Genomic DNA, 25,603 nt, shown 5'->3' on the forward strand with positions numbered 1-25,603 from the left:
GAACTCCGCCGCCATGCTGTCCCTCGTCGATCTCCGCACCCGCATCGAAGCCGGCACGCTGACGGCGGCCGGCGCCGTCCGCCTGGTCGAGGCAGCCATCGCGCAAGGCGAGCCCAACGTGGGGGCCATCGCCGCGCAGGATCATGCACCGGTGATCTCCGAGGGGGGCCGCTCGCCGGCATCGCGGTCGGGATCAAGGACATCATCGACACCGCCGATCTGCCGACGCAGCTGGGCTCGCCCCTCTATGCGGGCTGGCAGCCGAAGGCGGACGCGGCGATCGTGAGCCGGCTCAAGAGCCTCGGCGCGGTGCCGCTCGTGAAGACGACGACCTCGCCTTTCGCGAGCCTCGACCCGACGGCGACGCTGAACCCGAACGCCCCCGGCGCACGCCGGGCGGCTCCTCGGCGGGCTCGGCCGCCGCGGTGGCCGCCGGGATGCTGCCGCTGGCGCTCGGCACGCAGACCGGCGGCTCGGTGATCCGGCCCGCCGCCTTCTGCGGGGTCGCGGCGATCAAGCCCTCGTTCCGGCTGCTGCCGATGGTGGGGGTGAAGACCTTCTCCTGGGCGCTCGACACGCTGGGATTGTTCGGCGCCGGCATCCGCGACGTCGCCCACGCGCTGGCGCTGATCGCCGAGCGGCCGGCGATCGACCTGCCCGCCACCGAGCCCGGCGCGCCGCGCATCGGCCTCGTGCGCCTGGACTTCGCGGGCGCCGCCGACCCGGAGGCCGAGGCGGCGCTCGGCCGGGCCGTCCGCGCCGCGGAAGGGGCAGGCGCCCGCGTGCGGGACCTCGCCCTGCCGGAGCCCCTGCCGGAGGCGTGGGCCCGCCACGGCATCATCCAGGATTTCGAGGCGCGCCAGGCGCTCGCCTGGGAATACGCCGCGCATCGCGCGGCCCTCTCCGGGAAGCTCGGGGCCCAGCTCGACCGGGCGCAGGACATCACGGCCGCGGCCTACGACGACGCCCGACGCCACGCCCACCGGGCCCGGGCGTCCTCAAGGACCTGTTCGCGGAGTTCGACGTGCTGCTGACCTACTCGGCCCCGGGCTATGCCCCGGAGGGCCTCGGCTCCACGGGCGACCCGCGCTTCAACAGGCTCTGGACCCTGATGGGCGTGCCCTGCGTGAACTTGCCGGTGCCGGGCGACGGCCCGCCGCTCGGCGTCCAGGTCGTCGCCCGCTTCGGCGACGACGGCCGGGCGCTCGCCGCCGCCCGGATGATCGAGCGGGGGCTGGCGGCGGGCTAGCTCGCCTCCTCGCCCAGCGTCTCCTCGACGTAGAGCTGCTCCAAGAGTACCTTCATCACGGCGAGCAGCGGCAGCGCCAGGGCGATGCCCCAGAGGCCGAACAGGACGCCGAGCAGCAGCTGGCCGGCGAAGATCGTCGCGGGCGGGATGTCGAGGGCCCGCTTCTGGATGATGGGGGTGAGCAGGTAGCTCTCCAGCGTCTGCACCGCGAGGTAGACGCCAAGCGCGCCGAGCACGGCGCTGAGACCCGTGGCGAGGCTCGCCAGCAGGATCACGATGCCGGCGATCAGCGGGCCGATCGTCGGGATGAAGGCCAGGAGCCCCGCCTGCAGGCCGAGGATCAGCGAGCCGCCGACGCCGAGAAACCAGAGGCCGGCCCAGGTGCACAGGAAGATCACCGCCATGGTGACGAGCTGGCCGAACAGCCAGTGGCGCAGGGTCTCGCCCATGCCGTCGAGCACCTTGGCGCCCCGCCAGCGGTGGCGCGGCGGCACGAAGCGCAGGAGCCCGTCCCGGTAGCTCCCCGGATCGGCCGCGAAGGCGACGCCGAGGAAGACGATGACGAGCACGTTGCCGAGCGCGTTGAACAGGCCGAGGATCACGGAGGCCGCGGGGCCGAGCACGCTGCCCGCGTCCGACAGGAGCGTGCCGGGGCTCTTCAGCGCCCCGGAAGCGAGGCCGGCGAGGCCGCCGGACTTCTGCCCGTGCCCGTCCTCCGGCTTGTTCGTCTTCTCGGCCTGACCGGAGGCCGGCTCGCCGCCACCCTCCTGCCCGGTCCCCTCCACGGCGTTGAGGAGCGGCACGTCGAGGCCGTGCGCCTTCAGCCACTCGCTGACCGTGCCCGTCTGCTGGCGGATGGTCTGGCCGAGGTCGCGCCCCTGCTGCGCCACGGTCGCCCCGCCGAACGCGACGAGGCCGACCGTGCAGGCGGCGAGCGCGACGCTGGCGATGGCGAGCCGCAATGAGCGTCGCACGGGCAGGACATGGCCGAGCCCTCGCGTCAGCCCGTCGAGGAACACGCCGAACAGGCTTCCAGCGAAGATCAGGAGGAGCGTCGCGGCCGACAGCCAGGCGAGCGCCAGCAGCGCGGCGAAGGCGACGACCGCGATGCCGGCGAGAGCCAGCGCGCGCGGCGTCCGGGCGGCGGCCGGCGGGAGGGGCGCGGCGCCCGGTGCTTGCGGCTTCATGCTTGGCGGGCCTCTCGCGAGCCGGGCGCCTCTTGCGGCTCCGGCGCCCTCTGCGGCTCGGGAGCCGGACGGGCCCGGCCGAAATCGGGCTCGGCCGTCTCCTGGCCCATCGCCACGATGCCGCGGCGGATGGCGCGGGTGCGGGTGAAGAGGTCGTGGAGCGCGTCGCCGTCGCCCCAGCGGATCGCGCGCGCCAGCGCCGCCAGGTCCTCGTTGAAGCGCCCGAGCATCTCCAGGACCGCGTCCTTGTTGTTCAGGAAGACGTCGCGCCACATGGTCGGGTCCGAGGCGGCGATGCGGGTGAAATCGCGGAAGCCGCCGGCCGAGAACTTGATGACCTCGGATTGCGTCACGGTCTCGAGGTCGGCGGCCGTGCCGACGATGTTGTAGGCGATCAGGTGCGGCACGTGGCTCGTGATGGCGAGCACGAGGTCGTGGTGCTCGGCGCTCATCGTCTCGACGATGGCGCCGAGCCCCTGCCAGAGCGCCCGCACGCGCTCGACCGCCGCCTCGTCCGCGCCTTCCGGCGGGGTCAGAATGCACCAGCGGCCCGAGAACAGGGTCGAGAAGCCGGCATCCGGCCCCGAATACTCGGTGCCCGCCACGGGATGGGCCGGGATGAAGACGACGCCCTCGCTCAAGTGCGGGCTCACCGCGGCCACCACCGCGCCCTTCACCGAGCCGACGTCGGAGAGGACGGAGCCCGGCTTCATGCGGCCGCGGATCGCCTGCGCGACCGCGCCCGCGGCGCCGACCGGCACGCACAGGATCACGAGGTCGGCGCCCGCGACGCCTTCGGCGGCGTCGTCCGTCACGCTGTCGGCGAGGCCGAGGTCCCGCACCCGCGCGCGGACGGCCTCGTCCCGGTCGATCGCGACGATCGTCCGGCAGAGGCCGAACTGGCGGGCGCCGCGGGCGATCGAGGAGCCGATCAGCCCGAGCCCGACGATGGCGAGCCGGTCCAGAACCGGCTCGGCCGTTCCCGCCTCAGCCAGTCCCACCTCAGGCAGTCCCGCCTCAGGCATGCGCCTGCCCCCGCTGGAAATCGCCGAGGGCGGCGAGGAAGGCCTCGTTCGCCTCCCCGCTGCCGACCGTGACGCGCAGCGCGTTCGGCAGGCCGTAGGAGGCGACGCGCCGGGTGATGACGCCCCGCCGCGTCAGGAACGCATCGGCCGCACCCGCATCGCGGCCGGGCTCCTCGGGGAAGTGCACGAGGATGAAGTTGCCGACGCTCGGCGTCACCCGCAGGCCGAGGCCGGTCACCGCCTCGGTCAGGCGCGGCAGCCAGGCCGCGTTGTGGGCGACGGAGGCCGCGACATGGGCCTCGTCGGCGATCGCCGCCGCCCCCGCCGCGATGCCGGCCGCCGACAGGTTGAAGGGTCCGCGAATCCGGTTGAGCGCGTCGACCACCGGGGCCGGCCCCACCATCCAGCCGATGCGCAGCGCCGCCAGCCCGTGGATCTTCGAGAAGGTGCGGGTCATCACGACGTTCTCGGAGCCGAGCACGAGGTCGAGCCCGGCCGAGTAATCGTTGGCGCGGACGTATTCCGCGTAGGCCCCGTCGAGGACGAGGAGGACGTTTGCCGGCAAACCGGCGTGTAGCCGGCGCACCTCCGCGAAGGGCAGGTAGGTGCCCGTCGGGTTGTTGGGGTTCGCGACGAAGACGATGCGGGTCCGCGGCGTCACCGCGGCGAGGATCGCGTCGACGTCCGTGGTGAGGTCGCACTCGGGCGCCACGACCGGGGCGCCCCCCGCGGCCAGGATCGCGATCCGGTAGACCAGGAACCCGTGCTCGGTGAAGATGCCCTCGTCGCCGGGGCCGACATAGGCGTAGGCGAGGAGCGAGAGCAGCTCGTCGGAGCCCGCCCCGCAGACGATCCGGTCCGGATCGAGACCGAACTTGCGGGCGATGGCCGCGCGCAGCTGGGTCGCGCTGCCGTCCGGGTAGAGGGCGAGGCTCCCCGCCGCCTCGCGCATCGCCGCGACCGCGGCGGGGCTCGGCCCCAGCGGCGTCTCGTTCGAGGAGAGCTTGTGGACCTTGTGCGCGCCGGGTGCCCCGCTCTTGCCCGGCACGTAGGCCTCGATGGCGAGCACGCCGGGGCGCGGCGTCGGACGGGCGAGAGCGGCGTCTCGGGGAGCGGGGGCGGTCATGGCGCGGCTTGGGGCAGAACGAGGAGTCAGGCCCGCCCCTCTACAGGGTTCGCGGCGCCTTGGACACCGCTTGCCGTGAAATGCGCCCTACACCCGGAAGCGGGCGGCGTGGCTTCCCGTCTCGTCGAGGGCGCCGAGAGCGGCGCCGGCCCGCTCGAGGCCCTCGCGCAGCTGGCGCGGCCCGACCCCGCCGGGCACCGCGATGAGGAGGCGCTCCTCGCCCGAGAGGGGCGCGGCGCGGGCCACCACCTCGCCGTAGAGATCCTGCAGGGCGCGCTCGGCCTCCGGTGTCCAGCGGGCGACGCGGGCGGCGTGCAGCACCCAGTCGCGCTGGGCGGCGGAGGGATCGTCGAGGGGTTTGGCCACCACGAAGATCGGCGTGCCGGCCGGGTGGGTCGGACGCTCGATGAAGGGAAGCCGCGCGATCACCTTCGGGCGGCCGGCGCCGACGAGCCCGTCCCACCACGCCGCACCCGCGAGCGGCGCCCGCGCGCCCCGTGGGTCGAAGCGGAAGATGCCGAGATCGCCCCGGGAGGCCGCCACCGCCTCGATCACCGCCGCGCAGGTGGGGTGGGGCCGGTAGGGCACCGTGAAGCCGAAATGGAAGCGGGCGGAATCGCGCATCGCCGCGTCCCCGCCCGAAATGTCCGCGTGCACCGAGAACGGCGCCTGCACGTAGGTGAAGGTCGCGATGATGACACGCCAGATCCCCTCCACCGTGTCGAGGGGCAGGAGGCCCCGGTGGCGCTCGGCCACCCGCCGCATCATCGCGGCCTCGCGGCCCGGCCGGAAGGCGGAGCCCGAGGCGGAGGTGCCCTTGACCGCGATCAGCCGGTCGATGATCGAGCCGCGCTGGATCAGCAGGGCATGCATCTCGGCGTCGATCCGGTCGATCTCCGCGCGGAGATCCGCGAGGTTGTCGAGCGGCGGCGCGGCTCTCTTCGAAAAGCGCATGCGGGGTCGGGGATCGCGTGGGGCCGGGGTGACGTCAGCCCGTGTTTACGATCCGGCGAGCCGGAGGGCCAGCGCCCCGGCGTGACAGAGCGCGACCGCTGCCGCGCCGTTCGTTGACGCTCGCGGGCGCACACACTAACTCCACGGAGCGGGGGGCAGCCGTGCGAGACGGCCCGCCTCGCCGGCCGCACCGGGCCCGGCGCGGGCTCGAAGACGGCGACGGCATCCCTCAAGACGCGTCATGGACACTTCCCCCGAATCCTGCCTCGATTCCCGCGCGGATCCGGCTGCCGCCGTCCGCGACACGGCCCGCGAGCCGTCCCAGGCCCTCGACCCGAAAAGCCCGGTCGCGCGATTCGGGGCGGACCGGCCGCTGCCGATGGATTCAGGGGTGATGCTCGCGCCCTTCCAGGTCGCCTACCAGACGGCCGGAACGCTGAACGCCGACCGCTCGAACGCGGTTCTGATCTGCCACGCGCTGACCGGCGACCAGCACTTCGCGCACACGCACCCCGTCACCGGCAAGCCCGGCTGGTGGGAGACGCTGGTCGGGCCCGGCAAGCCCGTCGACACCGACCGGTACTTCGTCGTCTGCTCGAACGTGATCGGCTCCTGCATGGGGTCGACGGGTCCGGCCTCCCTCAACCCCGAGACGGACCGGCCCTACGGGCTCGACTTCCCGCTCGTCACCATCCGCGACATGGTGCGGGCGCAGGCGATGCTGCTCGACCATCTCGGGATCGGCGACCTCCTCCTCTGCATCGGCGGCTCGATGGGCGGGATGCAGGTGCTGCAATGGGCCGCGCTCTACCCGGAGCGGGTCTTCGCGGCGATGCCGATCGCCACCGGCGCCCGCCACTCGGCCCAGAACATCGCCTTTCACGAGGTCGGCCGGCAGGCGATCATGGCCGACCCGGCCTGGGCGGACGGGCGCTACCTCGAGGCCGGCACACGCCCCGCGAAGGGCCTCGGCGTCGCCCGGATGGGAGCCCACATCACCTACCTGTCGGAGGCCGCGCTCCACCGGAAATTCGGCCGCCGCTTCCAGGCGGGCTCGGCGCCGACCTTCTCGTTCAACGCCGACTTCCAGATCGAGAGCTACCTGCGCCACCAGGGCCTCAGCTTCGTCGAGCGCTTCGACGCGAACGCCTATCTCTACCTCACCCGGGCGATGGATTACTTCGACCTCGCCGAGGATCATGGCGGCGTGCTCGCCAACGCCTTCCGGGGCACGCGGACCCGCTTCTGCGTGATGTCCTTCACCTCCGACTGGCTGTTCCCGACCGCCGATTCCCGGGCGATCGTGCACGCGCTCAACGCCGCCTCCGCGCCGGTCGCCTTCGTGGAGGTGGAGAGCGACAAGGGCCACGACGCCTTTCTCCTCGACGAGCCCGCCCTATTCTCGGCCGCCAAGGGCTTCATCGACGCGGCCGCCCGGGCGCGCGGCCTATGAGCGCGCAGCCCGACATCATGGGCGATGCCGGCGCCCCCTGGGACGCGGCCGAGGCCCTGCCGCGCTCCGGCGAGGCCGGGGGGGCGCGCGTCGACCACCTCGTCGTGCTGGGGCTGGTGCAGCCCGGCGCCCGCGTCCTCGACATCGGCTGCGGCGACGGCACCCTGCTGGCGCTGCTGCGCGACCGGCGCGGCGTCGACGGGCGCGGCATCGAGCTGTCGCGGGAGGGCGTCAACACCTGCCTCGCCCGCGGCCTCTCGGTGATCCAGGGCGACGCCGACACGGATCTGGCGAACTACCCCGACGGCGCCTTCGACGTGGTGGTTCTGTCCCAGACCATCCAGGCGACCCGCAACCCGCGCATCGTGCTGGAGCACCTGCTGCGCATCGGCCGGCAGGTGATCATCTCCTTCCCGAATTTCGGTCATTGGCGGGTGCGGGCCGAGCTCGCCTTCCGCGGGCGCATGCCCGTCACCGCCATGCTGCCGGAGGCGTGGTACGAGACCCAGAACATCCACCACTGCACGATCCGCGACTTCGTCGGCCTGTGCCGGGTCGTCGGCGCGCGCATCGAGAAGGCCACCGCCCTCGACGCGCGGGGCCATCCGATGCGCTTCTCGATGCCCTGGTGGGTCTGGAACCTGATCGGCGCGCAGGGGGTGTTCCTGCTGCGCCGGGAATGAGCCGCGATTCCGGAGCTGCGGCGGCCGCTCAGGCCGCCTGGGCCGCTCAGGCCGCCTGGATCGCGAGGCGGCCGTTCACGCTCTCGAGGCTGCGGGCTAGGAGCCGCATCAGCGCGTAGACCGTGTCGATGTGCGGCGTCGGCGTGTCCGTCAGGCGCCCGAGCTCGATCACCGAGCCGACGAGCGCCTCGAGCTCGATCGCCCGGCCGTTCTCCACGTCCTGCAGCATCGATGTCTTGTGCGCGCCGACCTTCTCGGCGCCCGCGATGCGGCGGTCGATGCCGACGCGGAAGCCGATGCCGAGCTTGCCCGCGATCGTCTCCGCCTCCTCCATCATCGACCGTGCGAGCGCCCGCGTGTCGGGGAACTGGCAGATGTCGACGAGGGTCGCGTGCGTCAGCGCGGAGATCGGGTTGAAGCTGAGGTTGCCCCACAGCTTGAGCCAGATCTCGGCCCGGATGTCGTCGAAGACAGGAGCCTTGAAGCCGGCCCGCGTGAAGCGCTCGGCGAGGTCGAGCACGCGCGCGCTCTTCGAGCCGTCGAGCTCGCCGAGGCCGTAGCGCTGCCCCTCGACCACCTGGACGACGCCCGGCTCGGTCAGGATCGCGGCCGGGTAGACGACGGAGCCGATGACCTGGGCCGGGTCGAGGTTCCGGGCGATGAGGCCGCCCGGATCGGCGGATTCGATGTGCGTCCCCGCGTGCGCGCCGCCGTGGCCGCCCGCGAAGTACCACCACGGGATCCCGTTCTGGAGGGTGACGACCACCGTGTCGGGACCGATCATGTGCCGCAGATCCTCGGCGATCGGGCCGACCTGATGCGCCTTGACGGTCAGCAGCACGATGTCGTGCACGCCCGCCTCAGCCATCGACTGCGTCGCCCGCACGTCGCGGGCGTGATGGGTGGTGCCGTCCTCGTCGATCAGGCGCATGCCGCCGGACCGGATCGCCTCGAGATTGGCGCCGCGGGCGATGAAGGTGACCTTCTCGCCCGCCAGGGCGAGCTTGACGCCCAGTTGGCCGCCGATGGCGCCGGCGCCGACGATCGCGATGCTCATGAAACCTTCCTTCGGTCGCTGGAGCCGCGCGGAGAGGGCGGGCTCGGGGGCTGCTCGGTCAGCGAGGGCGTGTCCTCGGGTCGTTTCTGGCCGGTCCGGTTCAGGCCGACAGTATTTTGAATGCCAGAAGCATCGCCCAAATCGCCCCCCGAAGTCCCGCGCAAAATTTTTGGCAGGAGCGCAGGAAAAATTTGCGTCGACTGTCGGGATTTCGCCCCTGAGTTGTATTTCGCTCCGATCATCCTGTGTCGCATCAGACGGATCGCTCCGCCGCTCGGCTTCGTGATGGAACATTCGGAAGCAGGCCCCGTTCTGACCTCCCGAGAGCGGGCGGCCACGCTTGAGCCTCGGGCTTCGACCGGGGCTCGGGCCTGATCCGAGAGGCCGCACCGCCCCGTCAGCGCTCGCAAAGGAGCATTTCGATGAGCAGCACCACCGACAAGATCAAGGGTCTCGCCAACGAGGCGATCGGCAACGTGAAGCAGGGCGTCGGCAATGTGACCGGCAACGAGAAGCTCCAGGCCGAGGGCAAGGCGCAGGAGCTGAAGGGCGAGGCTCAGAAGACGGTGGGCGAGGCCAAGGACGGTGTGAAGAACGCCGCCCAGAGTGCCGCCGACGCCGTCAAGAAGATCTGATCGCGGCCGCGCGACGGGCGCGGACGGGGCCCATCGCCCCGTCCGCGCCTCGAGGGAATCCGGGCCGGCGCCGCCGGCCCCCGCAGACCGCGAGGACACCAGCATGAACAGGGATCGGGTCGAGGGCGGCATCCGCCATCTCCGCGGCCGCGCGAAGACCGCGGTCGGTGCCGTGGCCGGGCGGCCGCTGCCGCAGGTCGAGGGCGCGATCGATCAGGTGGCGGGCGCGGCCCAGTACGCCTACGGTCAGGCGCGCGAGACCGCGCGGGACCTGCGCCGGGACGGCGCGCATCTCGTCGCGGAGGCCGGCCGCCGCGGGCGCGACGTCGCCGAGGATCTGGAGGAGCGCGGGCAGCGCTACCGGAACGAGGCCGTGCATCGCGGCCGGGCCGTCGCGCGCCGGGCCGAGGACAACAAGACGGCGACCCTGCTGCTCGTCGCGGCCGCGGCCTTCAGCCTCGGCTGGCTGACGCGCCGCGCCCGCTGACACCGGCCTGAAGCCAGGCGCCCCGCCGCGGGGCGCCTTTTTTCATGCGCGTCGATCCCTTAGAGGCGGGGGCTGGCCCGGGGACGATATCCGTCGCAGGGCCCGCGGAGGCTCAAGCCCATGCCCGTTCGTCACTGGGGCGACCTGACGACGCAGGATCTCGCGGGCCGCGAGGCGGCGCGCACGATCGCGATCCTGCCTGTCGCCGCCATCGAGCAGCACGGCCCCCACCTGCCGCTCGCGACCGACCTCCTCATCGCGGAGGGCTACCTCGCGCGCGTCGCCGAGCTCGCACCGGACGATCTCGACGTGCTGGCGCTGCCCGTCCAGAGCGTCGGCAAGTCGGATGAGCACGACGCCTTCCCGGGCACGCTGACGCTCACGGCCGCGACGGCCCTGCGGGCCTGGACCGAGATCGGCGCGAGCCTGCACCGGTCCGGCATCGGCAAGCTCGTCATCGTCACGGCGCACGGCGGCAACAGCGCGCTCATCGACCTCGTCGCAGGCGAATTGCGGGGCCGCCTCGACATGGTGGCGGTGACGACCTCGTGGAGCCGCCTCGGCTATCCCGACGGCCTGTTCCCGGAGGCGGAGATCCGCCACGGCATCCACGCGGGCGGCATCGAGACCGCGCTGATGCTGGCGCTCCGGCCCGACCTCGTGCGGCGCGCGGGCATCGCGGATTTCGCGCCCCGCACGGTCGCGATGGAGCGCAGCTTCACGCATCTCCGGGCCGGCCGCCCCGCCGCCTTCGCCTGGAAGGCGGGCGACCTCCACCCCTCGGGCGCGATCGGCGACGCGCGCCTCGGCACCGCCGAGGCCGGCCGCGCCGCCCTCGACCACGGCGCGCGCGCCTTCGTCGCGCTCCTGCGCGACATCGACCGCTTCGACCTCGCCACGCCGTAACCCCGGGGGCGAACGCGCGAATTCGATCGGCATCAGCCCGGAGACGCCCCCCGTGCCCTCACCGATCCCGTTCGTTGCCGGAGCCGCGCTCCTCGCCCTCGCCGGCCTGCCGAATGCCGCCTGGGCGGCTGGCCGCCCGGTCGTCGTGGAACTCTTCACCTCGCAGAGCTGCTCATCCTGCCCGCCCGCCGAGGCCCTCCTGGGGGAGCTTGCCGGTGCCGGGGGCGACGTCCTGCCGCTCGCCTTCCACGTCACCTACTGGAACCGGCTGAACTGGCGCGACACCTTCTCGCTGCCCGAGGCGACCGAGCGGCAGCAGGCCTACGCGGCGCGCCTCGGCGACGGAACCTTCACGCCGCAGATCGTCGTCGACGGCCGCCGCAGCGTGGTCGGCTCCCGGCGCGAGGCGGTGAGCACGGCGATCACGCAGGCCCGCGGCGAGCGGGAGGCGGCCACGCCCGTCGCCCTCGCCCGCGAAGGCGGTCGGCTCGCGATCCGCCTCGGGGCGGGCGCAGGGACCGGGCAGATCCTCCTCATCGGCTTCGATCCACGCCACGAGACGCGGGTCGCACGCGGCGAGAATGCGGGGCGAACGATTCCGCAGGCCAACGTCGTGCGCTCCGTCCGCGCCCTCGGGGCCTGGACCGGAGCGGCCCGAGACTTCTCCGAGCCGCTCCCGCCGGGGGCGGAGGCGGCCGTGATCGTGCAGGCGGCGGACGGCCGGATCCTCGGCGCGGCGCGGCTCTGAGAGCGGCACCGCCCGAGGCCCGCCCTCAGGCCGCCTTGCGGTTGACGTTCGCCTCGGCGAGCGCCGTCAGGGTCTTGTCGGTCGCCTTCTCCTCCCCGAGCGTCTGCTCCAGGAGGCCGACCACGTTGGTGTGGCCGAGCTGCTTGGCGTAGGCGATGATCGTGCCGTAGCGCGTGATCTCGTAATGCTCGACCGCCTGCGCGCCCGCGATCAGGGCGGCGTCGAGGACCTGCTGGTCGCCGACATCGCTCATGATCTCCTTGGTCTCGGAGATGATGCCGTTGATCGCCGCGCACTCGACGCCCTTGGCCGTCTTGCCGAGCTGCTGGAACACCTGCTCCAGGCGCTGGACCTGCCCCTCGGTCTCGCGCAGGTGCTTCTCGAAGCCCTGCTTGAGCTGCGGCTCTCCGGCCTTCTCGATCATCTTCGGCAAAGCTTTGGTGATCTGTTGCTCGGCATAGTAGATGTCCTGCAGCATATGCGTGAACAAATCATCCATCGTTTTGATCGGAGTCGTGAAGAGTCCCATCGCCCATCTCCCTGAATGCTTGAGCTTGCGGACGCTGATCGTTCGCGATCCGCCAAGTTGGCTGGAGAACGATGTGCGGACGGGCAAGTTCCTAAGCTTGACTTCAGTTCAACTTGATGGCCGGGTCGGCACGTCGCTCGGATCCTCCGCGTCGACATCCTCCTCGCCCGGGCCCTGGCCCGGCCACGCGACGATGCGCTCCGGATACTCCTCCTCGGCGAACTCCTCCTCGTTGCCGGACAGCCGTCCACGCACCGAGATGCCGGCCTCGTGGACGCTCGCGGCCCGGCCCGAGACGAGCGGGTGCCAGTCGTAGAGGTCGAGCCCGTCGCGGACGAGGCGGTAGGCGCAGGTCGGCGGCAGCCAGGGGATGGTGCGGACCGCCTCCGGCGTCAGGCGCACGCAATCCGGCACCCGCTTCTGGCGCCGGGCATAATCGCGGCAGCGGCAGCCGATCCCGTCGAGGAGGGTGCAGCCGATGTCGGTGTGGTGCACCTCGCCGGTCTCCTCGTCCTCGAGCTTGATCAGGCAGCAGCGCCCGCAGCCGTCGCACAGGCTCTCCCACTCGGCCGCACTCATCGCGTCGAGGGATTTGGTGCGCCAGAACGGCTCGACGGCGGCCGCGCGGGCGCGGCGCGGGGCCCGGCTCTCCCCATCGGGATTCCTCGTGTGGCTTCAGAAGACATGCGCTGCACCCGCCCGCGGCGGTGGCGCCCGGCCCCCCTGTGCCGCAAGCCCACCGCCGGTGCAAGCGAGGCCGGAAGACGCCGTGCGGCACCGCCACCGGGGCGCCCCAATCCCGCATCAAGGTTAATCGGACCTTGCGGAACGCCGTCCGAGGCGGCCCGGCCGCCTCGCGCGTTGAGGGCTTGCGCCCGCCGATATCAACGGTCGCGCATCGGCAAGCCTCGCGGACGGGCGCGGGGCTTGATAGAGAGAGTGCGGGGCGCCGTGCCGACCGGCGTCGGACCCTGCGGTGCCCGAGGAACCGGACCACGCCGTGCGCCTTCCGAATGCCAAGACGCTCCTGACGCGCGTGAAGCACGCGGCCCTCGCCTTCGACGCCTGGGTCAACGCGAGCCTGTACGACGGCGGCCGCTCCACGGGCGAGGCCTACGAGCGCTTCCAGGAGCGCATGAGCGTGTTCTCGGTGCGCGGCTGGAAGCGCGTCGCGCTCGATCTCACCAGCGAGGGCGTCACGATCGGCACCGGCGGCGCCATCCTGATGCTGGCGCTCGCCCAGCCCGCCTTCAACCTGACGAGCGACAACTGGCTGAAGCAGCAGGATCTCGCGGTCACCTTCCTCGACCGCTACGGCACCGAGGTCGGGCGGCGCGGCATCAAGCACGACGATTCGCTCAAGCTCGACGACTTCCCCGACATCATGATCAAGGCGCTGGTCTCGACGGAGGACCGGCGCTTCTACGAGCACTGGGGCATCGACCCGATCGGCACGGCGCGCGCCCTCGTCAACAATTCCCGCGGCGGCGGCGGCACGCAGGGCGGCTCCTCGATCACGCAGCAGCTCGCCAAGAACCTGTTCCTGACGAACGAGCGCTCGCTGGAGCGCAAGGTCAACGAGGCGTTCCTGGCGCTCTGGCTTGAGAGCCACCTCACCAAGAACGAGATCCTGAAGCTCTATCTCGACCGCGCCTACATGGGCGGCGGCACCTTCGGGGCGGTGGCCGCGGCCGATTACTATTTCGGCAAGCCGCTCAAGGACATAAGCCTCGCCGAGGCCGCGATGCTCGCCGGCCTGTTCAAGGCGCCGACGAAGTACGCGCCCCACGTCAACCTGCCGGCCGCCCGCGCCCGCGCCGTGGACGTGCTGCACAATATGGTGGAGGCGGGCTTCGTCACGGAAGGCCAGATCCAGACGGCTCTGCGCAACCCCGCGACCCCGGTGACGCGCCAGCGCGACATCACCGCCGATTACTACCTCGACTGGGCCTTCAACGAGATCAAGGGTCTGGCGGATGCCGGGCGCTTGCGCAGCGACCGCGTGCTGACCGTGAAGACGCCCCTCGACATCGGCATCCAGAAGCGGGCCGACCAGGTGGTCGAGAACGTGCTGCGCCAGTACGGCGATCAGTACGAGGTCGACGAGGCGGCGATGGTCATCCTCGACCCGGACGGGGCGCTGCGCGCCATGGTCGGCGGCGCCGATTACGGCGAGAGCCAGTTCAACCGCGCCACCGACGCGCTGCGCCAGCCCGGCTCCTCCTTCAAGCCCTACGTCTACGCGGCGGCGCTCGCCTCCGGGCAGTACCGGCCGGAGACGAAGGTGGTCGACCGCCCGGTCTGCATCGGCAATTGGTGCCCGCAGAATTACGGCCGCTCCTTCGCGGGGGCGACGAACCTCACGGTCGCGGTGACGAAGTCGATCAACACGATCCCGATCCAGATCTCGATCGCGCTCGGCAAGGCGATGGGCATCTCCCACGAGGCCCGGGCGGCCAAGGCCGGGCGCGTCAAGATCATCGAGACCGCCCACAAGATGGGCATCACCACCCCGCTCACCGACTCGGTCTCCCTGCCGATCGGCTCGGCCGAGGTGACGGTGATCGACCAGGCGGCGGGCTACGCGGTGTTCGCCAATGGCGGTCGGCGGGCCAAGCCCTACGCGGCGATGGAGGTGAAGAACTCCGCCGGCGAGGTGATCTTCCGCCACGACGACGAGAAGCCCGAGCAGGTGCTCTCGACCCAGGTCGTCTCCGACATGAACTTCATGCTCAACAAGGTGGTGGAGGAGGGCACGGCCCGGCGCGCCCAGATCGAGGGCGTCAAGGTCGCGGGCAAGACCGGCACCACGAACGCCTACCGCGACGCGTGGTTCGTCGGCTATACGGGCAATTACGTCGGGGCGGTCTGGGTCGGCAACGACGATCACAGCCCCTCCAACAAGATGACCGGCGGCTCGCTGCCCGCCATGCTCTGGCACGACGTGATGGAAACCGCCCACCAGGGCATCGAGCTAAAGGTGATGCCCGGCCTCAAGGAGGGCGGCCGCCCGGCCGCGCAGGCGAGCAGCGGCCCGGCCGCGCCGGCAGGCGGCGGGGCTACCGCCGCGGGCAAGCTCTCGCGCCGCTCCTTCGAGGTGATCGGCGGCCTCAACGGGCTGTTCCGCTCGGTCGAGCCCGCCGTCGCCGGGCCTGGCCAGCCGAAAGCGGGCTTCAAGCCGGCCGCGGCCGCGGAGCCCGTCTCCGGCAACCTCGCCGAGGGCAGCCGCTCCGGCGGCGGCCGCATCGAGACCCGCTGAGGGCGTGCCGGTGACGAGCGTGGCGGAGAGAGACGCGATGGGGACGCCCGCGCGCGCCGCGGCCCGGCCGCATCCGGCGGGCGGCCTCCCCGGCCGGATCGCGGGCCGCGTGCGCGACCTCCTGGGCAAGACCTCGCGAGTCGGCCTCGCGCTCTACGCGCTCGGCCTCGGCGCGGGGCTCGGGCTCGTCAGCGCCGACTGGGCGACGCGGGGCCGCTACCCGTTCGGCGGCGTCACGGTGGGCCCCTGGACCGCGTGGCCCCGGGCGGGCGCATCGAATGCCGACCCTTACGCCCGCGCCGTCAACGCGCGCCGCGGCGAAATCCCCCTCGCGGTCGGCGAGGGGCTGCTGCTCTCGGCGACGACGGACGATTCCGGGCGCGGGCTCGAGGCCGGCTGCAGCTACAGCATCGCCGGCCACACGCCCCCGGCCCGGGGCTGGACCCTGACGGTCACCGGCCGCGGGGCGCCGGAGCCCGGCCGGCCGGCCCTGCGCAGCGGCTTCACCTCAACGGAGATCCTGCGCGAGCGCGACGGGCATTTCGTGATCAGCCTCGCCCCCGCGGCGCGGCCGGGCAACTGGCTGCCGAGCCCGGCGGCCTCCGGCGCGCTCCGTCTCGGCCTGCGCCTCTACGACACCCCGGTCGCGGCCGGGACCGGCTCCCTCGATCGCGACAGCCTGCCCGCGATCACGCGGCTCGGATGCGGCGCATGAGACTCGGCTTCCTCTACGCGACGCTCTGCGGCCTCGTGCTGGCCGGCCTCGTCCACATCGTCACGGTGCTGGCGATCCCGCTCCTGTCGGAGACGGACGCGCTCTCGCGGGCCCGCGGCAGCGAGACCCTCGACCACCCGCAGCGCCTCTACACGCTCTCCACCGCCGACGACCCGGCCCCGGCCGAGGCGTGGCTGCCGACGCCCGATCCCGCCGTGGCGCTCGGCGTCTGCGCCTACGACCTCGACGACGGGCCGATGCGGGTCTCGGCCCGCACGGGGGCGCAGATGCTCTCGCTCGCCGCGCACGGGCGGCGGGGCGCCTTCTACGCGGTGACCGACCAGGCCGCGATCCGGGGCGCCCTCGACCTCGTCATCCTCACCCGCGCCCAGTACGACGAGGCGCTTGCCAACGAGGACGAGAACGAGCCGAGCCGCGACGTCCGCATCGTCGCGCCGGAGCGCCAGGGGTTCGTCACGGTGCGGGTGATCGCGGCCTTGCCGAGCCAGCGCGCGGCGGCGAACGAGGCGGTGCAGGCGGTCTCCTGCACGATCGACAGCCCGGGCGAGGAGCCGGGCAAGGAACCCGGTAAGGAGCCCGCCAAGTAGGCGGATGCCGGCGGCCGCTTGGCCGCCGCGGATCGCGCCCGTCAGTCCTTCGTCACGACCGGCAGCGCGGCGATGGCGGCCTCCGGCGGGACGAGCCCGCAGCGGAGCGCCGCGTCGGGGGGCAGGAGCGGGTCGAGGAGGGCGCGGCGGCCGTTCAGCGCCGCGAGCGTCCGCTCGACGGGCAGAGCCTCGGGGCCCGGCACCTCGATGACGAGGTGCTCCAGCGCGTAGCGGTAGCGGGCAAGCCGCTCGCCCGCTTCGAGGCGCACCCAGGCGATCAGGCAGCGGTTCTCGGCCACCCGCATGGCGGCGTGGCGCACCTCCGCGTCGTCGAGCACCTTGACGAAGGGCAGGCTGCGCAGGCGCAGGGCATCGGCCTCGTTCACCCGGGCGGCCGTCGCCGCGAAGGGCGGGATCAGGCGCGCGTCGGCGGTGGCGTCCTCGGACAGGCGGCGGTAGCGCGAGACCGGCGAGCGGAAGGCTTCGGCGAGCAGGGTGTCGTGGTAGGCGGCGATGTCGGCCGGACGCCCGAAGGCGGGGGCAGCACGCGGGCCCGGGTGAGGTTGGCGAGCACGTCGAGGAAGGCGTCCCGGCCCGCGGCCGGCATCAGGAAGCGCCAGGCCCGATCCCGCAGGGTGCGCTCGTCGTCGGTGAGGGGAAAGGCGGAGGCCGGCTCGCCGCGCTCGCGGGCGGCGAGCGTGCCCGTCGCATCGACGAGACTGTTCCAGGCGCCCGCCTTGGGCCGGCCGAAATCGCCCTCCTGCGCGCAGGCGCCGAGGAGCGCGAGGGCCGCCAGCGCCGCGAACGGGGGCGCGGCGCGGAGGGTCCGCGCGGGCGCCGGAAGCGGGCGCTCCGGCGGGCACGCGGGCACGGACCTCGGGACTCTGGGCATCCGGCAACGGCTCTCGGCATCCGGGCTGGCCGGCATCGTCCCGGCGCGGTCGGGGAAATCTGGAGCGTGAGACGCGCGCCTCAGGAGCGGCGCCGGCGGGGGGCGGGCACCGCCTCGGGCTCGGGCAGGCGCTCGTAGCGGACGCCGAGGAAGAGCAGGATCTCGCCCCGGGCCTCGCCCGCCGCGGCCTCTCGGCGCACCGGGCGCGCGCCCGCCGGCGGGAAGGCCAGGACGTTGCCGGCGCTCGGCGGCTGCGTGGTGTCGGGCTTCATGACTCGATTCCTGACGATGATCCCGGCAATCGCCCTGGGTCGCGGTGTCGGTTCCGGGCTCGACCGGGCGCCCGCTTCGGGCGACCGGTGTCTCGGCGCGGCACAGATCAGCACGGCATGGTTAACGGTCCGTTTCGCTGATCCCGCAGCCGGCGCCGGGGCGGGGATGGCTTGCGACTTGCATCGCCTCCCGCTGCCCATGGCGGGCGTTTCCTCCCTTGCACTCGGCCTCGCTCGCGCATCGAGCGAGGCCTTTTTGTTTCAGGGGCAGGTGCACGGAACCGCGGCCATCCGCGGCGGCTTGCCTAGCCGACGGATTGACCGATATGCCCTCCCCACTGAATCCACAGCGAAGGACACCGCTGGATGCGACTGGACATGCCACGACCGACGCACTCCCGGATGAACGTCCGAGACCGCCTCTCCGCGGGCCGTTCGGCCGCCCTGAAGGTCGCACCGCTCGCCCTGCTGATGCTGGCCGCGAGCCCCGCCCAGGCGCAGCGCGAGGACCAGGGCCTGCAGCTCGGCTGCGCGAACGATTATTTCCGGCTCTGCGCGGGCGTCGACCCGAACAGCGACGATGCCGAGCGCTGCATGAACCGCAACCGCAAGCGCCTGTCCCCCGAGTGCCGCGCCGCGATCGGCGATTACGACCGGCGCACGGGTAGCAAATCGATGCCCGACAACTGACATAACCCCGCGTCCGGGGACGCAGGGGGGGGCAGCCTCCCGCAATCGGGCATCGCGGAGCATCGACGACGAACATGGCCCTCACCGTGGCGGTCCAGATGGACCCGATCCAGGCGATCCGCATCGCCGGGGACACCACCTTCGCGCTCCTGCTGGAAGCCCAGGCGCGGGGACACAGGCTCCTCTACTACACGCCGGAGCGGCTCTCCCTGCAGGGTCGACTCGTCACGGCCCGCGTCGAGCCGCTCACCGTGCGCGACGTCGAGGGGGCGCATGCGAGCCTCGGGGCATCGAGCGGATCGACCTCGCCGAGGCCGACGTGGTGCTGATGCGCCAGGACCCGCCCTTCGACATGGCCTACATCACGGCCACCCACATCCTGGAGCGGCTCCATCCGCGCACGCTCGTCGTGAACAACCCGTCCGAGGTGCGCAACGCCCCGGAGAAGCTGTTCGTCCTCGATTTCCCCGAGCTGATGCCCCCCACCCTGATCACCCGCGACAAGGCGGAGATCGAGGAGTTCCGGCGCGAGCACGGCACCATCGCCATGAAGCCGCTCCACGGGCACGGGGGTGCCGCGGTGTTCCGGGTCTCGGAGACGGACCCGAATTTCGGCTCGATGTTCGACCTCTTCGCCGCGACCTTCCGGGAGCAGTGGGTGGTGCAGCGCTTCCTCGACAAGATCACCGAGGGGGACAAGCGCATCATCCTCGTCGACGGCGAGCCGATGGGCGCGATCAACCGCGTCCCGGCCCTCAACGACATCCGCTCGAACATGGTGCGGGGCGGGGCGGCCGCGGCCTCCGACCTGACGGAGCGGGAGCGCGAGATCTGCGCGACGATCGGCCCGGAGCTTCGGCGGCGCGGCCTGATCCTCGTCGGCATCGACGTGATCGACGGGCATCTCACCGAGATCAACGTGACCTCGCCGACCGGCATCCGGGCGATCAGGCGGCTCGGCGGCCCCGACCTCGCCGTCGCGGTCTGGGACACTATCGAGGGCCGGCTCGGCCGCTCGACCTGAGATCCGGGGGGCTCTCCGGGTACCGCTCGACCGGGACGGACCGGACGCGGGCTCCCTCTCGTTCCGAGAAGGACCGGGCGAGGGGTGCGAGGCCTCAGGGACCTGATCCCTCACCCGGTCCGCTCTCGCGGACTCGACCTCTCCCGGACGGGAGAGGTAGGGGCGCGGCTCAGGTCTCGGCCCGCGGCGTCACGTTGAGCTCGGCCCAGTCGAACTCCTCCTCCAGCACGTAATAGGCGTCGTCGCCGATCCGACCCTCGCGCCGCAGCGCCAGCACGCGGTCGCGGGCGGCGCCGATCGCGCGGCGGCGGGCCTCGTCGGCCGGCAGGGATTCGGGGGCGAGGCCCTCCTCGTGGCTCCTGGCCTCATCGAGCGCGGCCACGAACTCCTCCCGCAGGGCCTGCGTCGAGGCGCCCTCCTCCGGATCGAGACTGTCGAGGGCCGCGGCATAGGCCTCCGCCCGGGCGCGCCCGACCTCGCGTCCGACCGGGTCGTCGTCCTCGAGCCCGAGCCGGGCGAGCAGCGGCCCGAGGGTCAGGCCCTGGAGCACCAGGGTGCCGATCACCGTGCAGAAGGCCGTGAACACGATGAGGTCGCGGTGGGGGAAGCCGCCGTTCGAGCCCCCCTGCGGCAGGGCCAGCGCCGCCGCGATGGTGACGATGCCGCGCATGCCCGACCACGACAGGGCGAGCGCCGCCTTGAGGCCGAGCACCGAATCCGCGCGGCCGGATTGCGGCCGGCGCCGACTGGAGAATTCGAGCCGGTCGAGGCCGCTCGCGGGCAGGACCCAGGCGATGCGCACGAGCACCACCGTGAGGAACACCATGCCGGCGAGGATCATCGCCGTCGTCTGCTCGGCCGCGTTGAGCCGTTCGAGGATCGGGCTGATCTGGATGCCGATCAGGACGAAGGCCAGCACGTTCAGCACGAACACCGACGTGTCCCAGACCGCGTAGGACAGGATGCGGGTGCGTGGCGGCGTGATGCCGGGCGAGAAGCGGGCCACCGTGATCGCGAAGCTGACGACCGTCAGCACCCCCGACATCTCGACGCCCTCCGCCGCGATCCAGATGCCGAAGGCCGCGACGAACTGGAGCACGATGGTGCTCGCCGCATCCTCCACGTGGCGCATCGCCGCGACGTAGAGGAAGGCGAGGACCGGGCCCGCCACGAGGCTGCCGACGACGCCGAGCAGGAAGGTCGGCGCGATCTCGCCCGGATGGAAGCTGCCCGTGACCGCTGCCGCCACGCCGAGTCGGTAGATCAGCAGGGAGCCCGCATCGTTGAGGAGGCTCTCGCCGCGCAGGATCGTGGTCAGCCGGTGCGGCAGCGGCACGTGGCGCAGCACGGAGAGGGCCGCCACTGCGTCCGGGGCGCCACCACCGCGCCGAGCACCACGCAGGCGGCGAAGGGCATCTCGGGCACGATCGCCTTCGCCACCACCGCGACCGCGACCGTCGTCACCGCCACCGCGCCGAGGGCGAGGCCCCCGATCGGCCGCCAGTTCTCCTTCAGGTCGCGGAGCGAGGTGTCGTAGCCGGCATCGAGGAGAACCGGCGCGAGGAAGAGGGCGAGCGCCAGTTCGGGATCGAGCTTCAGGTTCGGCACGCCCGGCACGAAGGCGAGCGCCACGCCGCCGAGCGCCAGGAAGGCGGGATAGGGAGCGCCCACCCGCCTGGCGAGCGCCGCCAGCAACACCGCGCCCAGGAGGACGCCTACGACCCACTCGAAGATCACCATTCCGTGATTGAAAATAGGGCGGCGATGGCGGGCGCGAAGGGCCGGCGCGGCACGTCGGCGGGCGGGCTCGTCGCGGTGACGACGGCGCACCGATGACCGCGATGCCGGGTCGCGATGCCTTTCCCCGAGCGCCCCGCTCGCCTAAGTCGGCGCGGTTCGAGCCTTGCGAGCGGATCCCCATGCCCGAGACACAGAGCCCCGAGACCCCGACCTTCTCCCACGGCGCGGTCGCCGCCCCGCACAGCCTCGCCGCGGAGGCCGGCCGCAATGTGCTGGCCCAAGGGGGCAACGCGATCGAGGCGATGATCGCCATGGCGGCGGCGATCGCCGTCGTCTACCCGCACATGAACGGCATCGGCGGCGACGGCTTCTGGCTGGTGCGCGATGCGGGGGGCGCGTGCGCGGCATCGAGGCCTGCGGACCGGCCGGGCGCCTCGCCACGATCGCGCGCTACCGCGACAGGGGACTCGACGCGATTCCCGCGCGCGGCCCGGACGCGGCCGTCACCGTCGCCGGGACGGTCGGGGGCTGGAGCATGGCGCGGGAGTTCGCCCGGGCGCTCGGCGGCCGCCTGCCCCTCGACATCCTCCTCGGCGACGCGATCCGGCATGCGCGCGAGGGATGCGCGGTCTCGGCCTCGGAGGCGCGCTACGTGCCGAAGGAACTCGACACGCTGCACGACGCGCCGAACTTCGCCGAGACCTTCCTGAAGGACGGGCAGCCCTGGCCAGCCGGCGAGACCCGCCGCCTGCCCGCGCTCGCCGCGACGCTGGAACAGCTCGCCCATGCGGGGCTCGACGATTTCTACCGGGGCGATGTCGGGCGCGAGATCGCCACGGACCTCGAACAGCTCGGCGCGCCCGTGACGCGGGCCGACCTCGAAGCCTACCGCGCGGCCGAGCGCGCCGCCCTGTCGATCCGGCGGCGCGGTGCCACGATCTACAATTTCCCTCCGCCGACCCAGGGGCTCGCGGCCCTCCTGATCCTCGGGATCTTCGACCGGCTCGACATCCGCGAGCCGGAGACGGTCGCGCATTACCACGGCCTGATCGAGGCGACGAAGCGCGCCTTCGCGATCCGCGACCGGGTCGTCACCGATTTCGACCGGCTCCGCGCCGATCCGGCGAGCTTCCTGACGCCCGAGCGCCTCGCGCGGGAGGCGGCCGCGATCGACATGGGGCGGGCCGCCGCGGTGCCCCTGCGCAATCCCGGCGAGGGCGACACCGTCTGGATGGGGGCAATCGACCGTGACGGGCTCGCCGTCTCCTTCATCCAGTCGATCTACTGGGAGTACGGCTCGGGCACCGTGCTGCCGAAGACCGGCATCCACTGGCAGAACCGCGGCATGTCGTTCTCGCTCGATCCGCGCGCCGTGAACCCGCTGGAGCCAGGCCGGCGCCCGTTCCACACCCTGATCCCGGCGCTGGCCGCCTTCGAGGACGGCCGGGTCACCGCCTACGGCAGCATGGGCGGCGACGGGCAGCCGCAATTTCAGGCACAGGTGTTCACCCGCTATGCGGATTACGGGATGAGCCCCGCCGCCGCGATCGACGCGCCCCGCCTGCTTTATGGGCGGACCTGGGGCGCGGAATCGCTGTCCGTGAAGGTCGAGGACCGCTTCGATCCGGCCCACATCGCCGCGCTCCGGCACATGGGCCACGACATCGAGGAGCTGGGCGGCGCCTACATCGACTCGCTGGGCCATGCTGGCATGCTCGTGCGCCACCCGCAGGACGGCCGCATCGAGGCGATGCACGACCCCCGCTCGGACGGCGGTGCCCTCGGCTTGTGAGGCGGGCCGCAATCTCATCGCCTGATTCGTGGGGTGCGCGCACCCTCCCCTTGCGGGGCGGGAGCGCGCCGCACGTCGATCGCGATGGGGCGGGCGCCGCCTACGGCTTGTTCAGGACCTCGATCGGGTTCGTCCGGTCGCTCGGGGAGGGTTCGCGGGTGACGTCGCCCGCGCCGCGCTCGGCGCCGCCCGTGGTCCTCTGGGGAGCGCCGGGCCCGGCCGTCGCCGCGCCCCCACCGCCGGACTGGGTCGGCACCGTGCCGCTCGCGAGTTCGAGGCAGGTCACCATCTCGACGTAGGACGGGTAGCCGCCGGCCTGGAATTGCTGCTCGCACTGGCGCTTGGCGGCCGAGGAGTAATCGCCCCAGCGCCGCTCGGCCTCCTTTCGGGCGTCCCGCTCCGAGCGCAGGCAGCCCTCGACGCTCGCATTGTCGCTGACGCTGACCTCGGCCCGGGCCGCCGACCGGCAGGTCGCGTCGACGTCGAGCTTCGGCGGTCCGTCCGCCGCGGCGGTGCCGACGGAGAGGCCGAGGGTCGCGAGCGCCGCGGCGCCCGCCAGGATCATTCTCGCATGGGTCATGACGGCCTCCCGGGTCTCGCTCAAGCTCGGCATCGTTGCGCCCGCATCGGGCACAACGCGCAGATCCCGCGATCGGCACAGCTGACGAGGGCGAAAAATCGAGCCTCGCCTCAGGGGTGCGATGCGTCACCCCCGTGCGCGGCCCAGAGCGCCGCGTCGAGATCGCGGTAGAGGTCGGCCGGGTCCTCGATGCCGGTCGAGAGGCGCAGGAGGTCCGGCGGGCAGGGCGAGCCCGGCCCCTCGACGGAGGCGCGGTGCTCGATCAGGCTCTCGACGCCGCCGAGCGAGGTCGCCCGCTTCCACAGCCGCACCCGAGCGGCGGTGCCGATCGCCGCCGCCTCCCCGCCCCGCACCCGGATCGAGAGCATGTAGCCGAAGCCCCCCTCCATCTGGCGCGCGGCGACCGCGTGGCCGGGATCGTCGGGCAGGCCGGGATAGAGGACCGAGGCCACGAAGGCGTGGCGCTGCAGGCGCCGGGCGAGGTCGAGGGCACCCGCGGCCTGGGCGGCGGCGCGCAGCGGCAGGGTGCGCAGCGAGCGCATCAGGAGATAGGCCTCGAAGGGGCCGAGGATCGCGCCGCCATTCGCTCGGATCGCGCCGATCCGCTCCCAGAACGCGTCGGCCCGGCCCGCGGCGAGGACGCCCGCCACCACGTCCGAGTGGCCGTTCAGGATCTTGGTGGCCGAGTGCATCACGATGTCGGCACCGAGCGCCAGCGGCCGCGTGTGGATCGGCGAGGCCGCGGTCGAGTCGACGGCGAGCCGGGCGCCCGCCGCGTGCGCGATGTCGGCGGCCGCCGCGATGTCGGTCACCGTCCAGAGCGGGTTGCCCGGGGTCTCGATCCAGACGAGCTTCGTCCGGCCGGGCCGCATCGCGGCGCGCAGCGCATCGAGGTCGTCCCCGTCGACGAAATCGACCGCCAGGGTGCGGCGGGGCGCCTCCTCCCGCAGCCAGCGGCGCAGCGCCCAGTACATCACCTTCGGCGCCACCACGTGATCGCCGGGCTCCAGCGCCGTGAACACGGCGGTCGCCGCCGCCATGCCGGAGCCGAACAGCAGGGCCCCGGCCTCCGCTCCCTCCAGCATGGCGATGACGGATTCGGCCTCGCGCACCGTGGCGTTGTCGGGCCGCGCGTAGGAATAGCCCGAACTGTAGGCATTGTCGGGATCGCGGATGAAGGTGGTGGAGACGTGGAGCGGCGGCACGACGCCCCGCGTCACGGGGTCGATCCGCCCCATCGCCTGGGCCACGAGGCTGCGCCGCGACGGGCCCGTCTCGGCGTCGTCCTGCGGCGGGGTGGATGAGGGCATCGCGTTCTCCTGCGGCACGGGGTCTGGCTTGCTTTCGAGCGGTTTTTGCCGCCTGACACGAACCGGCGCGACCTCGCAACCCGGCGGGACGCCCTCCCGGATGGAGAGGATTTCCGCATGCCCACGGCCACGCCCTTTCCGGATGCGCCCGTCCTGTCGCCCTGGCTGCGCGCCGCCGCCGCGATCCTGCCGGTGGCCGCGACCGCCTATATCGGCTCCGCCTCGACGCAGGAGAGCATCCCGACCTGGTACGCGGGCCTGAACAAGCCGAGCTTCAACCCGCCGAACTGGGTGTTTCCGGTTGCCTGGACGATCCTCTACTCCATGATCGCGATCTACGCGTGGAGGTTCCTCGGCGTGATCGCTCGCATGGGATCATCCCGGCGCGGCTGGTGGCTGGCGCTCGCCGCCTTCTACGTCCAGCTCGCCCTCAACGCGGCCTGGAGTCCGGTCTTCTTCGCCGCCCAGGCGGTCGGCGCGGCTCTCGTCGTAGTCGTGGTGCTCCTCGTCATGGTGCTGTGGACGATCCGCCTGTCCTGGCGCTACGACCGGCTCGCCGCCTGGCTCCTTGTCCCCTACGCCGCCTGGGTCTCCTTCGCGACGCTGCTGAACGCGGCGATCCTGCGCCTCAACTGAGAGACGCGGTTAAGGAAGAGTTTTCACGTGAGACATGTAAATGCCG

Annotated in this window: 20 protein-coding genes and 6 pseudogenes; 14 read left to right on the forward strand and 12 right to left on the reverse strand. The window is 72.6% G+C overall.

Translation table 11 applies throughout. The annotated features are described in order from the left end of the window. Positions 1–13: 13 nt before the first annotated feature. A pseudogene (locus DK389_RS10890) lies at positions 14–1,249 on the forward strand (amidase). On the opposite strand, the gene DK389_RS10895 reads toward DK389_RS10890, so the two are convergent. The 4 genes from DK389_RS10895 to DK389_RS10910 form a co-directional block, all read right to left on the reverse strand. Continuing rightward, positions 1,246–2,436, reverse strand: a complete 1,191-nt coding sequence (locus DK389_RS10895; protein ID WP_109889517.1) for an AI-2E family transporter — start codon at positions 2,434–2,436, stop codon at positions 1,246–1,248. The pseudogene DK389_RS10890 and the gene DK389_RS10895 overlap by 4 nt on opposite strands. Further along, positions 2,433–3,461 (reverse strand): prephenate/arogenate dehydrogenase family protein, encoded by a 1,029-nt coding sequence (locus DK389_RS10900; protein WP_109889519.1) that lies wholly within the window; start codon positions 3,459–3,461, stop codon positions 2,433–2,435. The genes DK389_RS10895 and DK389_RS10900 overlap by 4 nt, the downstream gene beginning before the upstream one ends. After that, positions 3,454–4,587: a pyridoxal phosphate-dependent aminotransferase gene (locus tag DK389_RS10905; protein WP_109889520.1), complete on the reverse strand. Its 1,134-nt coding sequence runs from the start codon at positions 4,585–4,587 to the stop codon at positions 3,454–3,456. The genes DK389_RS10900 and DK389_RS10905 overlap by 8 nt, the downstream gene beginning before the upstream one ends. 87 nt (positions 4,588–4,674) lie before the next feature. Then, complete coding sequence (locus DK389_RS10910) at positions 4,675–5,541, reverse strand: chorismate mutase (protein WP_109889522.1); 867 nt, start codon at positions 5,539–5,541, stop codon at positions 4,675–4,677. A gap of 241 nt (positions 5,542–5,782) precedes the next feature. On the opposite strand from DK389_RS10910, the gene metX reads away from it, so the two are divergent. Together metX and metW are read left to right on the forward strand one after the other, a co-directional pair. Further along, the gene (gene metX, locus DK389_RS10915) at positions 5,783–6,994 is read left to right on the forward strand and encodes a homoserine O-acetyltransferase MetX (protein ID WP_109889523.1); all 1,212 of its coding nucleotides are present in this window, start codon (positions 5,783–5,785) and stop codon (positions 6,992–6,994) included. Between the two features lie 17 nt (positions 6,995–7,011). Then, positions 7,012–7,677, forward strand: coding sequence for a methionine biosynthesis protein MetW (gene metW / locus DK389_RS10920; protein ID WP_418292054.1), 666 nt, complete (start codon positions 7,012–7,014; stop codon positions 7,675–7,677). A 46-nt stretch (positions 7,678–7,723) separates the two neighbouring features. Here metW and DK389_RS10925 read toward each other — a convergent pair whose 3' ends face one another. Beyond that, on the reverse strand, positions 7,724–8,734 hold the full coding sequence (locus DK389_RS10925; RefSeq protein WP_109889527.1) for a 2-dehydropantoate 2-reductase: 1,011 nt from the start codon (positions 8,732–8,734) through the stop codon (positions 7,724–7,726). 422 nt (positions 8,735–9,156) lie between these two features. Here DK389_RS10925 and DK389_RS10930 point away from each other — a divergent pair, with 422 nt between their 5' ends. The 4 genes from DK389_RS10930 to DK389_RS10945 all read left to right on the forward strand — a co-directional run bounded on the left by DK389_RS10930 (position 9,157) and on the right by DK389_RS10945 (position 11,510). Further along, complete coding sequence (locus DK389_RS10930; RefSeq protein ID WP_109889529.1) at positions 9,157–9,369, forward strand: CsbD family protein; 213 nt, start codon at positions 9,157–9,159, stop codon at positions 9,367–9,369. A gap of 103 nt (positions 9,370–9,472) precedes the next feature. Beyond that, the gene (locus tag DK389_RS10935; protein ID WP_109889530.1) at positions 9,473–9,856 is read left to right on the forward strand and encodes a CsbD family protein; all 384 of its coding nucleotides are present in this window, start codon (positions 9,473–9,475) and stop codon (positions 9,854–9,856) included. 120 nt (positions 9,857–9,976) lie between these two features. Continuing rightward, the gene (locus DK389_RS10940) at positions 9,977–10,762 is read left to right on the forward strand and encodes a creatininase family protein (protein WP_109889532.1); all 786 of its coding nucleotides are present in this window, start codon (positions 9,977–9,979) and stop codon (positions 10,760–10,762) included. Positions 10,763–10,814: 52 nt separating this feature from the next. After that, the gene (locus DK389_RS10945) at positions 10,815–11,510 is read left to right on the forward strand and encodes a DUF1223 domain-containing protein (RefSeq protein ID WP_236960809.1); all 696 of its coding nucleotides are present in this window, start codon (positions 10,815–10,817) and stop codon (positions 11,508–11,510) included. A 25-nt stretch (positions 11,511–11,535) separates the two neighbouring features. Here the strand turns inward: DK389_RS10945 and DK389_RS10950 are convergent, their stop codons facing one another. Together DK389_RS10950 and DK389_RS10955 are read right to left on the reverse strand one after the other, a co-directional pair. After that, complete coding sequence (locus DK389_RS10950; protein WP_109889534.1) at positions 11,536–12,039, reverse strand: YciE/YciF ferroxidase family protein; 504 nt, start codon at positions 12,037–12,039, stop codon at positions 11,536–11,538. 108 nt (positions 12,040–12,147) lie between these two features. Further along, positions 12,148–12,648: pseudogene (locus DK389_RS10955) on the reverse strand (YcgN family cysteine cluster protein); the annotation flags it as partial. 391 nt (positions 12,649–13,039) lie between these two features. Here DK389_RS10955 and DK389_RS10960 point away from each other — a divergent pair. Genes DK389_RS10960 through DK389_RS10970 form a run of 3 tightly spaced genes read left to right on the forward strand, consistent with a single transcriptional unit; the run spans position 13,040 to position 16,621 of the window. Further along, positions 13,040–15,298, forward strand: a complete 2,259-nt coding sequence (locus DK389_RS10960; protein WP_109896275.1) for a transglycosylase domain-containing protein — start codon at positions 13,040–13,042, stop codon at positions 15,296–15,298. A 37-nt stretch (positions 15,299–15,335) separates the two neighbouring features. Further along, on the forward strand, positions 15,336–16,013 hold the full coding sequence (locus tag DK389_RS10965; RefSeq protein ID WP_109889537.1) for a DUF1214 domain-containing protein: 678 nt from the start codon (positions 15,336–15,338) through the stop codon (positions 16,011–16,013). After that, complete coding sequence (locus tag DK389_RS10970; protein ID WP_109896277.1) at positions 16,010–16,621, forward strand: DUF1254 domain-containing protein; 612 nt, start codon at positions 16,010–16,012, stop codon at positions 16,619–16,621. Before DK389_RS10965 ends, DK389_RS10970 begins: the two co-directional genes overlap by 4 nt. Before the next feature lie 41 nt (positions 16,622–16,662). Here DK389_RS10970 and DK389_RS10975 read toward each other — a convergent pair. Together DK389_RS10975 and DK389_RS10980 are read right to left on the reverse strand one after the other, a co-directional pair. Next, positions 16,663–17,513: pseudogene (locus DK389_RS10975) on the reverse strand (hypothetical protein). A gap of 80 nt (positions 17,514–17,593) precedes the next feature. Further along, complete coding sequence (locus DK389_RS10980) at positions 17,594–17,785, reverse strand: hypothetical protein (RefSeq protein ID WP_109889539.1); 192 nt, start codon at positions 17,783–17,785, stop codon at positions 17,594–17,596. Between the two features lie 402 nt (positions 17,786–18,187). Between DK389_RS10980 and DK389_RS10985 the strand changes: the two genes are divergently transcribed. Both DK389_RS10985 and gshB read left to right on the forward strand, forming a co-directional pair. Further along, positions 18,188–18,475 (forward strand): hypothetical protein, encoded by a 288-nt coding sequence (locus tag DK389_RS10985; RefSeq protein ID WP_109889541.1) that lies wholly within the window; start codon positions 18,188–18,190, stop codon positions 18,473–18,475. A gap of 74 nt (positions 18,476–18,549) precedes the next feature. Continuing rightward, positions 18,550–19,499: pseudogene (gene gshB, locus DK389_RS10990) on the forward strand (glutathione synthase). Between the two features lie 169 nt (positions 19,500–19,668). Here the strand turns inward: gshB and DK389_RS10995 are convergent. Beyond that, positions 19,669–21,239 (reverse strand): annotated as a pseudogene (locus DK389_RS10995) (cation:proton antiporter). 179 nt (positions 21,240–21,418) lie between these two features. On the opposite strand from DK389_RS10995, the pseudogene DK389_RS11000 reads away from it, so the two are divergent. Further along, positions 21,419–23,031: pseudogene (locus tag DK389_RS11000) on the forward strand (gamma-glutamyltransferase family protein). A gap of 100 nt (positions 23,032–23,131) precedes the next feature. Here DK389_RS11000 and DK389_RS11005 read toward each other — a convergent pair. Beyond that, positions 23,132–23,611, reverse strand: a complete 480-nt coding sequence (locus DK389_RS11005) for a hypothetical protein (RefSeq protein WP_236960811.1) — start codon at positions 23,609–23,611, stop codon at positions 23,132–23,134. A 110-nt stretch (positions 23,612–23,721) separates the two neighbouring features. Beyond that, entirely contained in the window at positions 23,722–24,921 is a 1,200-nt protein-coding gene (locus DK389_RS11010; protein WP_109889543.1) for a trans-sulfuration enzyme family protein, read from the reverse strand. A gap of 117 nt (positions 24,922–25,038) precedes the next feature. Here DK389_RS11010 and DK389_RS11015 point away from each other — a divergent pair, with 117 nt between their 5' ends. Beyond that, a complete protein-coding gene (locus tag DK389_RS11015) occupies positions 25,039–25,557 on the forward strand; it encodes a TspO/MBR family protein (RefSeq protein ID WP_109896281.1) in 519 nt (172 codons plus the stop codon). The last annotated feature ends 46 nt before the right edge of the window (positions 25,558–25,603 follow it).

This window comes from Methylobacterium durans (assembly GCF_003173715.1).
Taxonomy (GTDB): domain Bacteria; phylum Pseudomonadota; class Alphaproteobacteria; order Rhizobiales; family Beijerinckiaceae; genus Methylobacterium; species Methylobacterium durans.

Bases quoted from the DNA above. Each gene is read 5' to 3' on its own strand.
- DK389_RS10895 (WP_109889517.1), bottom strand. From the start codon at position 2,436: ATGAAGCCGCAAGCACCGGGCGCCGCGCCCCTCCCGCCGGCCGCCGCC.
- DK389_RS10900 (WP_109889519.1), bottom strand. From the start codon at position 3,461: ATGCCTGAGGCGGGACTGCCTGAGGTGGGACTGGCTGAGGCGGGAACG.
- DK389_RS10905 (WP_109889520.1), bottom strand. From the start codon at position 4,587: ATGACCGCCCCCGCTCCCCGAGACGCCGCTCTCGCCCGTCCGACGCCG.
- DK389_RS10910 (WP_109889522.1), bottom strand. From the start codon at position 5,541: ATGCGCTTTTCGAAGAGAGCCGCGCCGCCGCTCGACAACCTCGCGGAT.
- metX (WP_109889523.1), top strand. From the start codon at position 5,783: ATGGACACTTCCCCCGAATCCTGCCTCGATTCCCGCGCGGATCCGGCT.
- metW (WP_418292054.1), top strand. From the start codon at position 7,012: ATGGGCGATGCCGGCGCCCCCTGGGACGCGGCCGAGGCCCTGCCGCGC.
- DK389_RS10925 (WP_109889527.1), bottom strand. From the start codon at position 8,734: ATGAGCATCGCGATCGTCGGCGCCGGCGCCATCGGCGGCCAACTGGGC.
- DK389_RS10930 (WP_109889529.1), top strand. From the start codon at position 9,157: ATGAGCAGCACCACCGACAAGATCAAGGGTCTCGCCAACGAGGCGATC.
- DK389_RS10935 (WP_109889530.1), top strand. From the start codon at position 9,473: ATGAACAGGGATCGGGTCGAGGGCGGCATCCGCCATCTCCGCGGCCGC.
- DK389_RS10940 (WP_109889532.1), top strand. From the start codon at position 9,977: ATGCCCGTTCGTCACTGGGGCGACCTGACGACGCAGGATCTCGCGGGC.
- DK389_RS10950 (WP_109889534.1), bottom strand. From the start codon at position 12,039: ATGGGACTCTTCACGACTCCGATCAAAACGATGGATGATTTGTTCACG.
- DK389_RS10965 (WP_109889537.1), top strand. From the start codon at position 15,336: ATGGGGACGCCCGCGCGCGCCGCGGCCCGGCCGCATCCGGCGGGCGGC.
- DK389_RS10970 (WP_109896277.1), top strand. From the start codon at position 16,010: ATGAGACTCGGCTTCCTCTACGCGACGCTCTGCGGCCTCGTGCTGGCC.
- DK389_RS10980 (WP_109889539.1), bottom strand. From the start codon at position 17,785: ATGAAGCCCGACACCACGCAGCCGCCGAGCGCCGGCAACGTCCTGGCC.
- DK389_RS10985 (WP_109889541.1), top strand. From the start codon at position 18,188: ATGAACGTCCGAGACCGCCTCTCCGCGGGCCGTTCGGCCGCCCTGAAG.
- DK389_RS11005 (WP_236960811.1), bottom strand. From the start codon at position 23,611: ATGACCCATGCGAGAATGATCCTGGCGGGCGCCGCGGCGCTCGCGACC.
- DK389_RS11010 (WP_109889543.1), bottom strand. From the start codon at position 24,921: ATGCCCTCATCCACCCCGCCGCAGGACGACGCCGAGACGGGCCCGTCG.
- DK389_RS11015 (WP_109896281.1), top strand. From the start codon at position 25,039: ATGCCCACGGCCACGCCCTTTCCGGATGCGCCCGTCCTGTCGCCCTGG.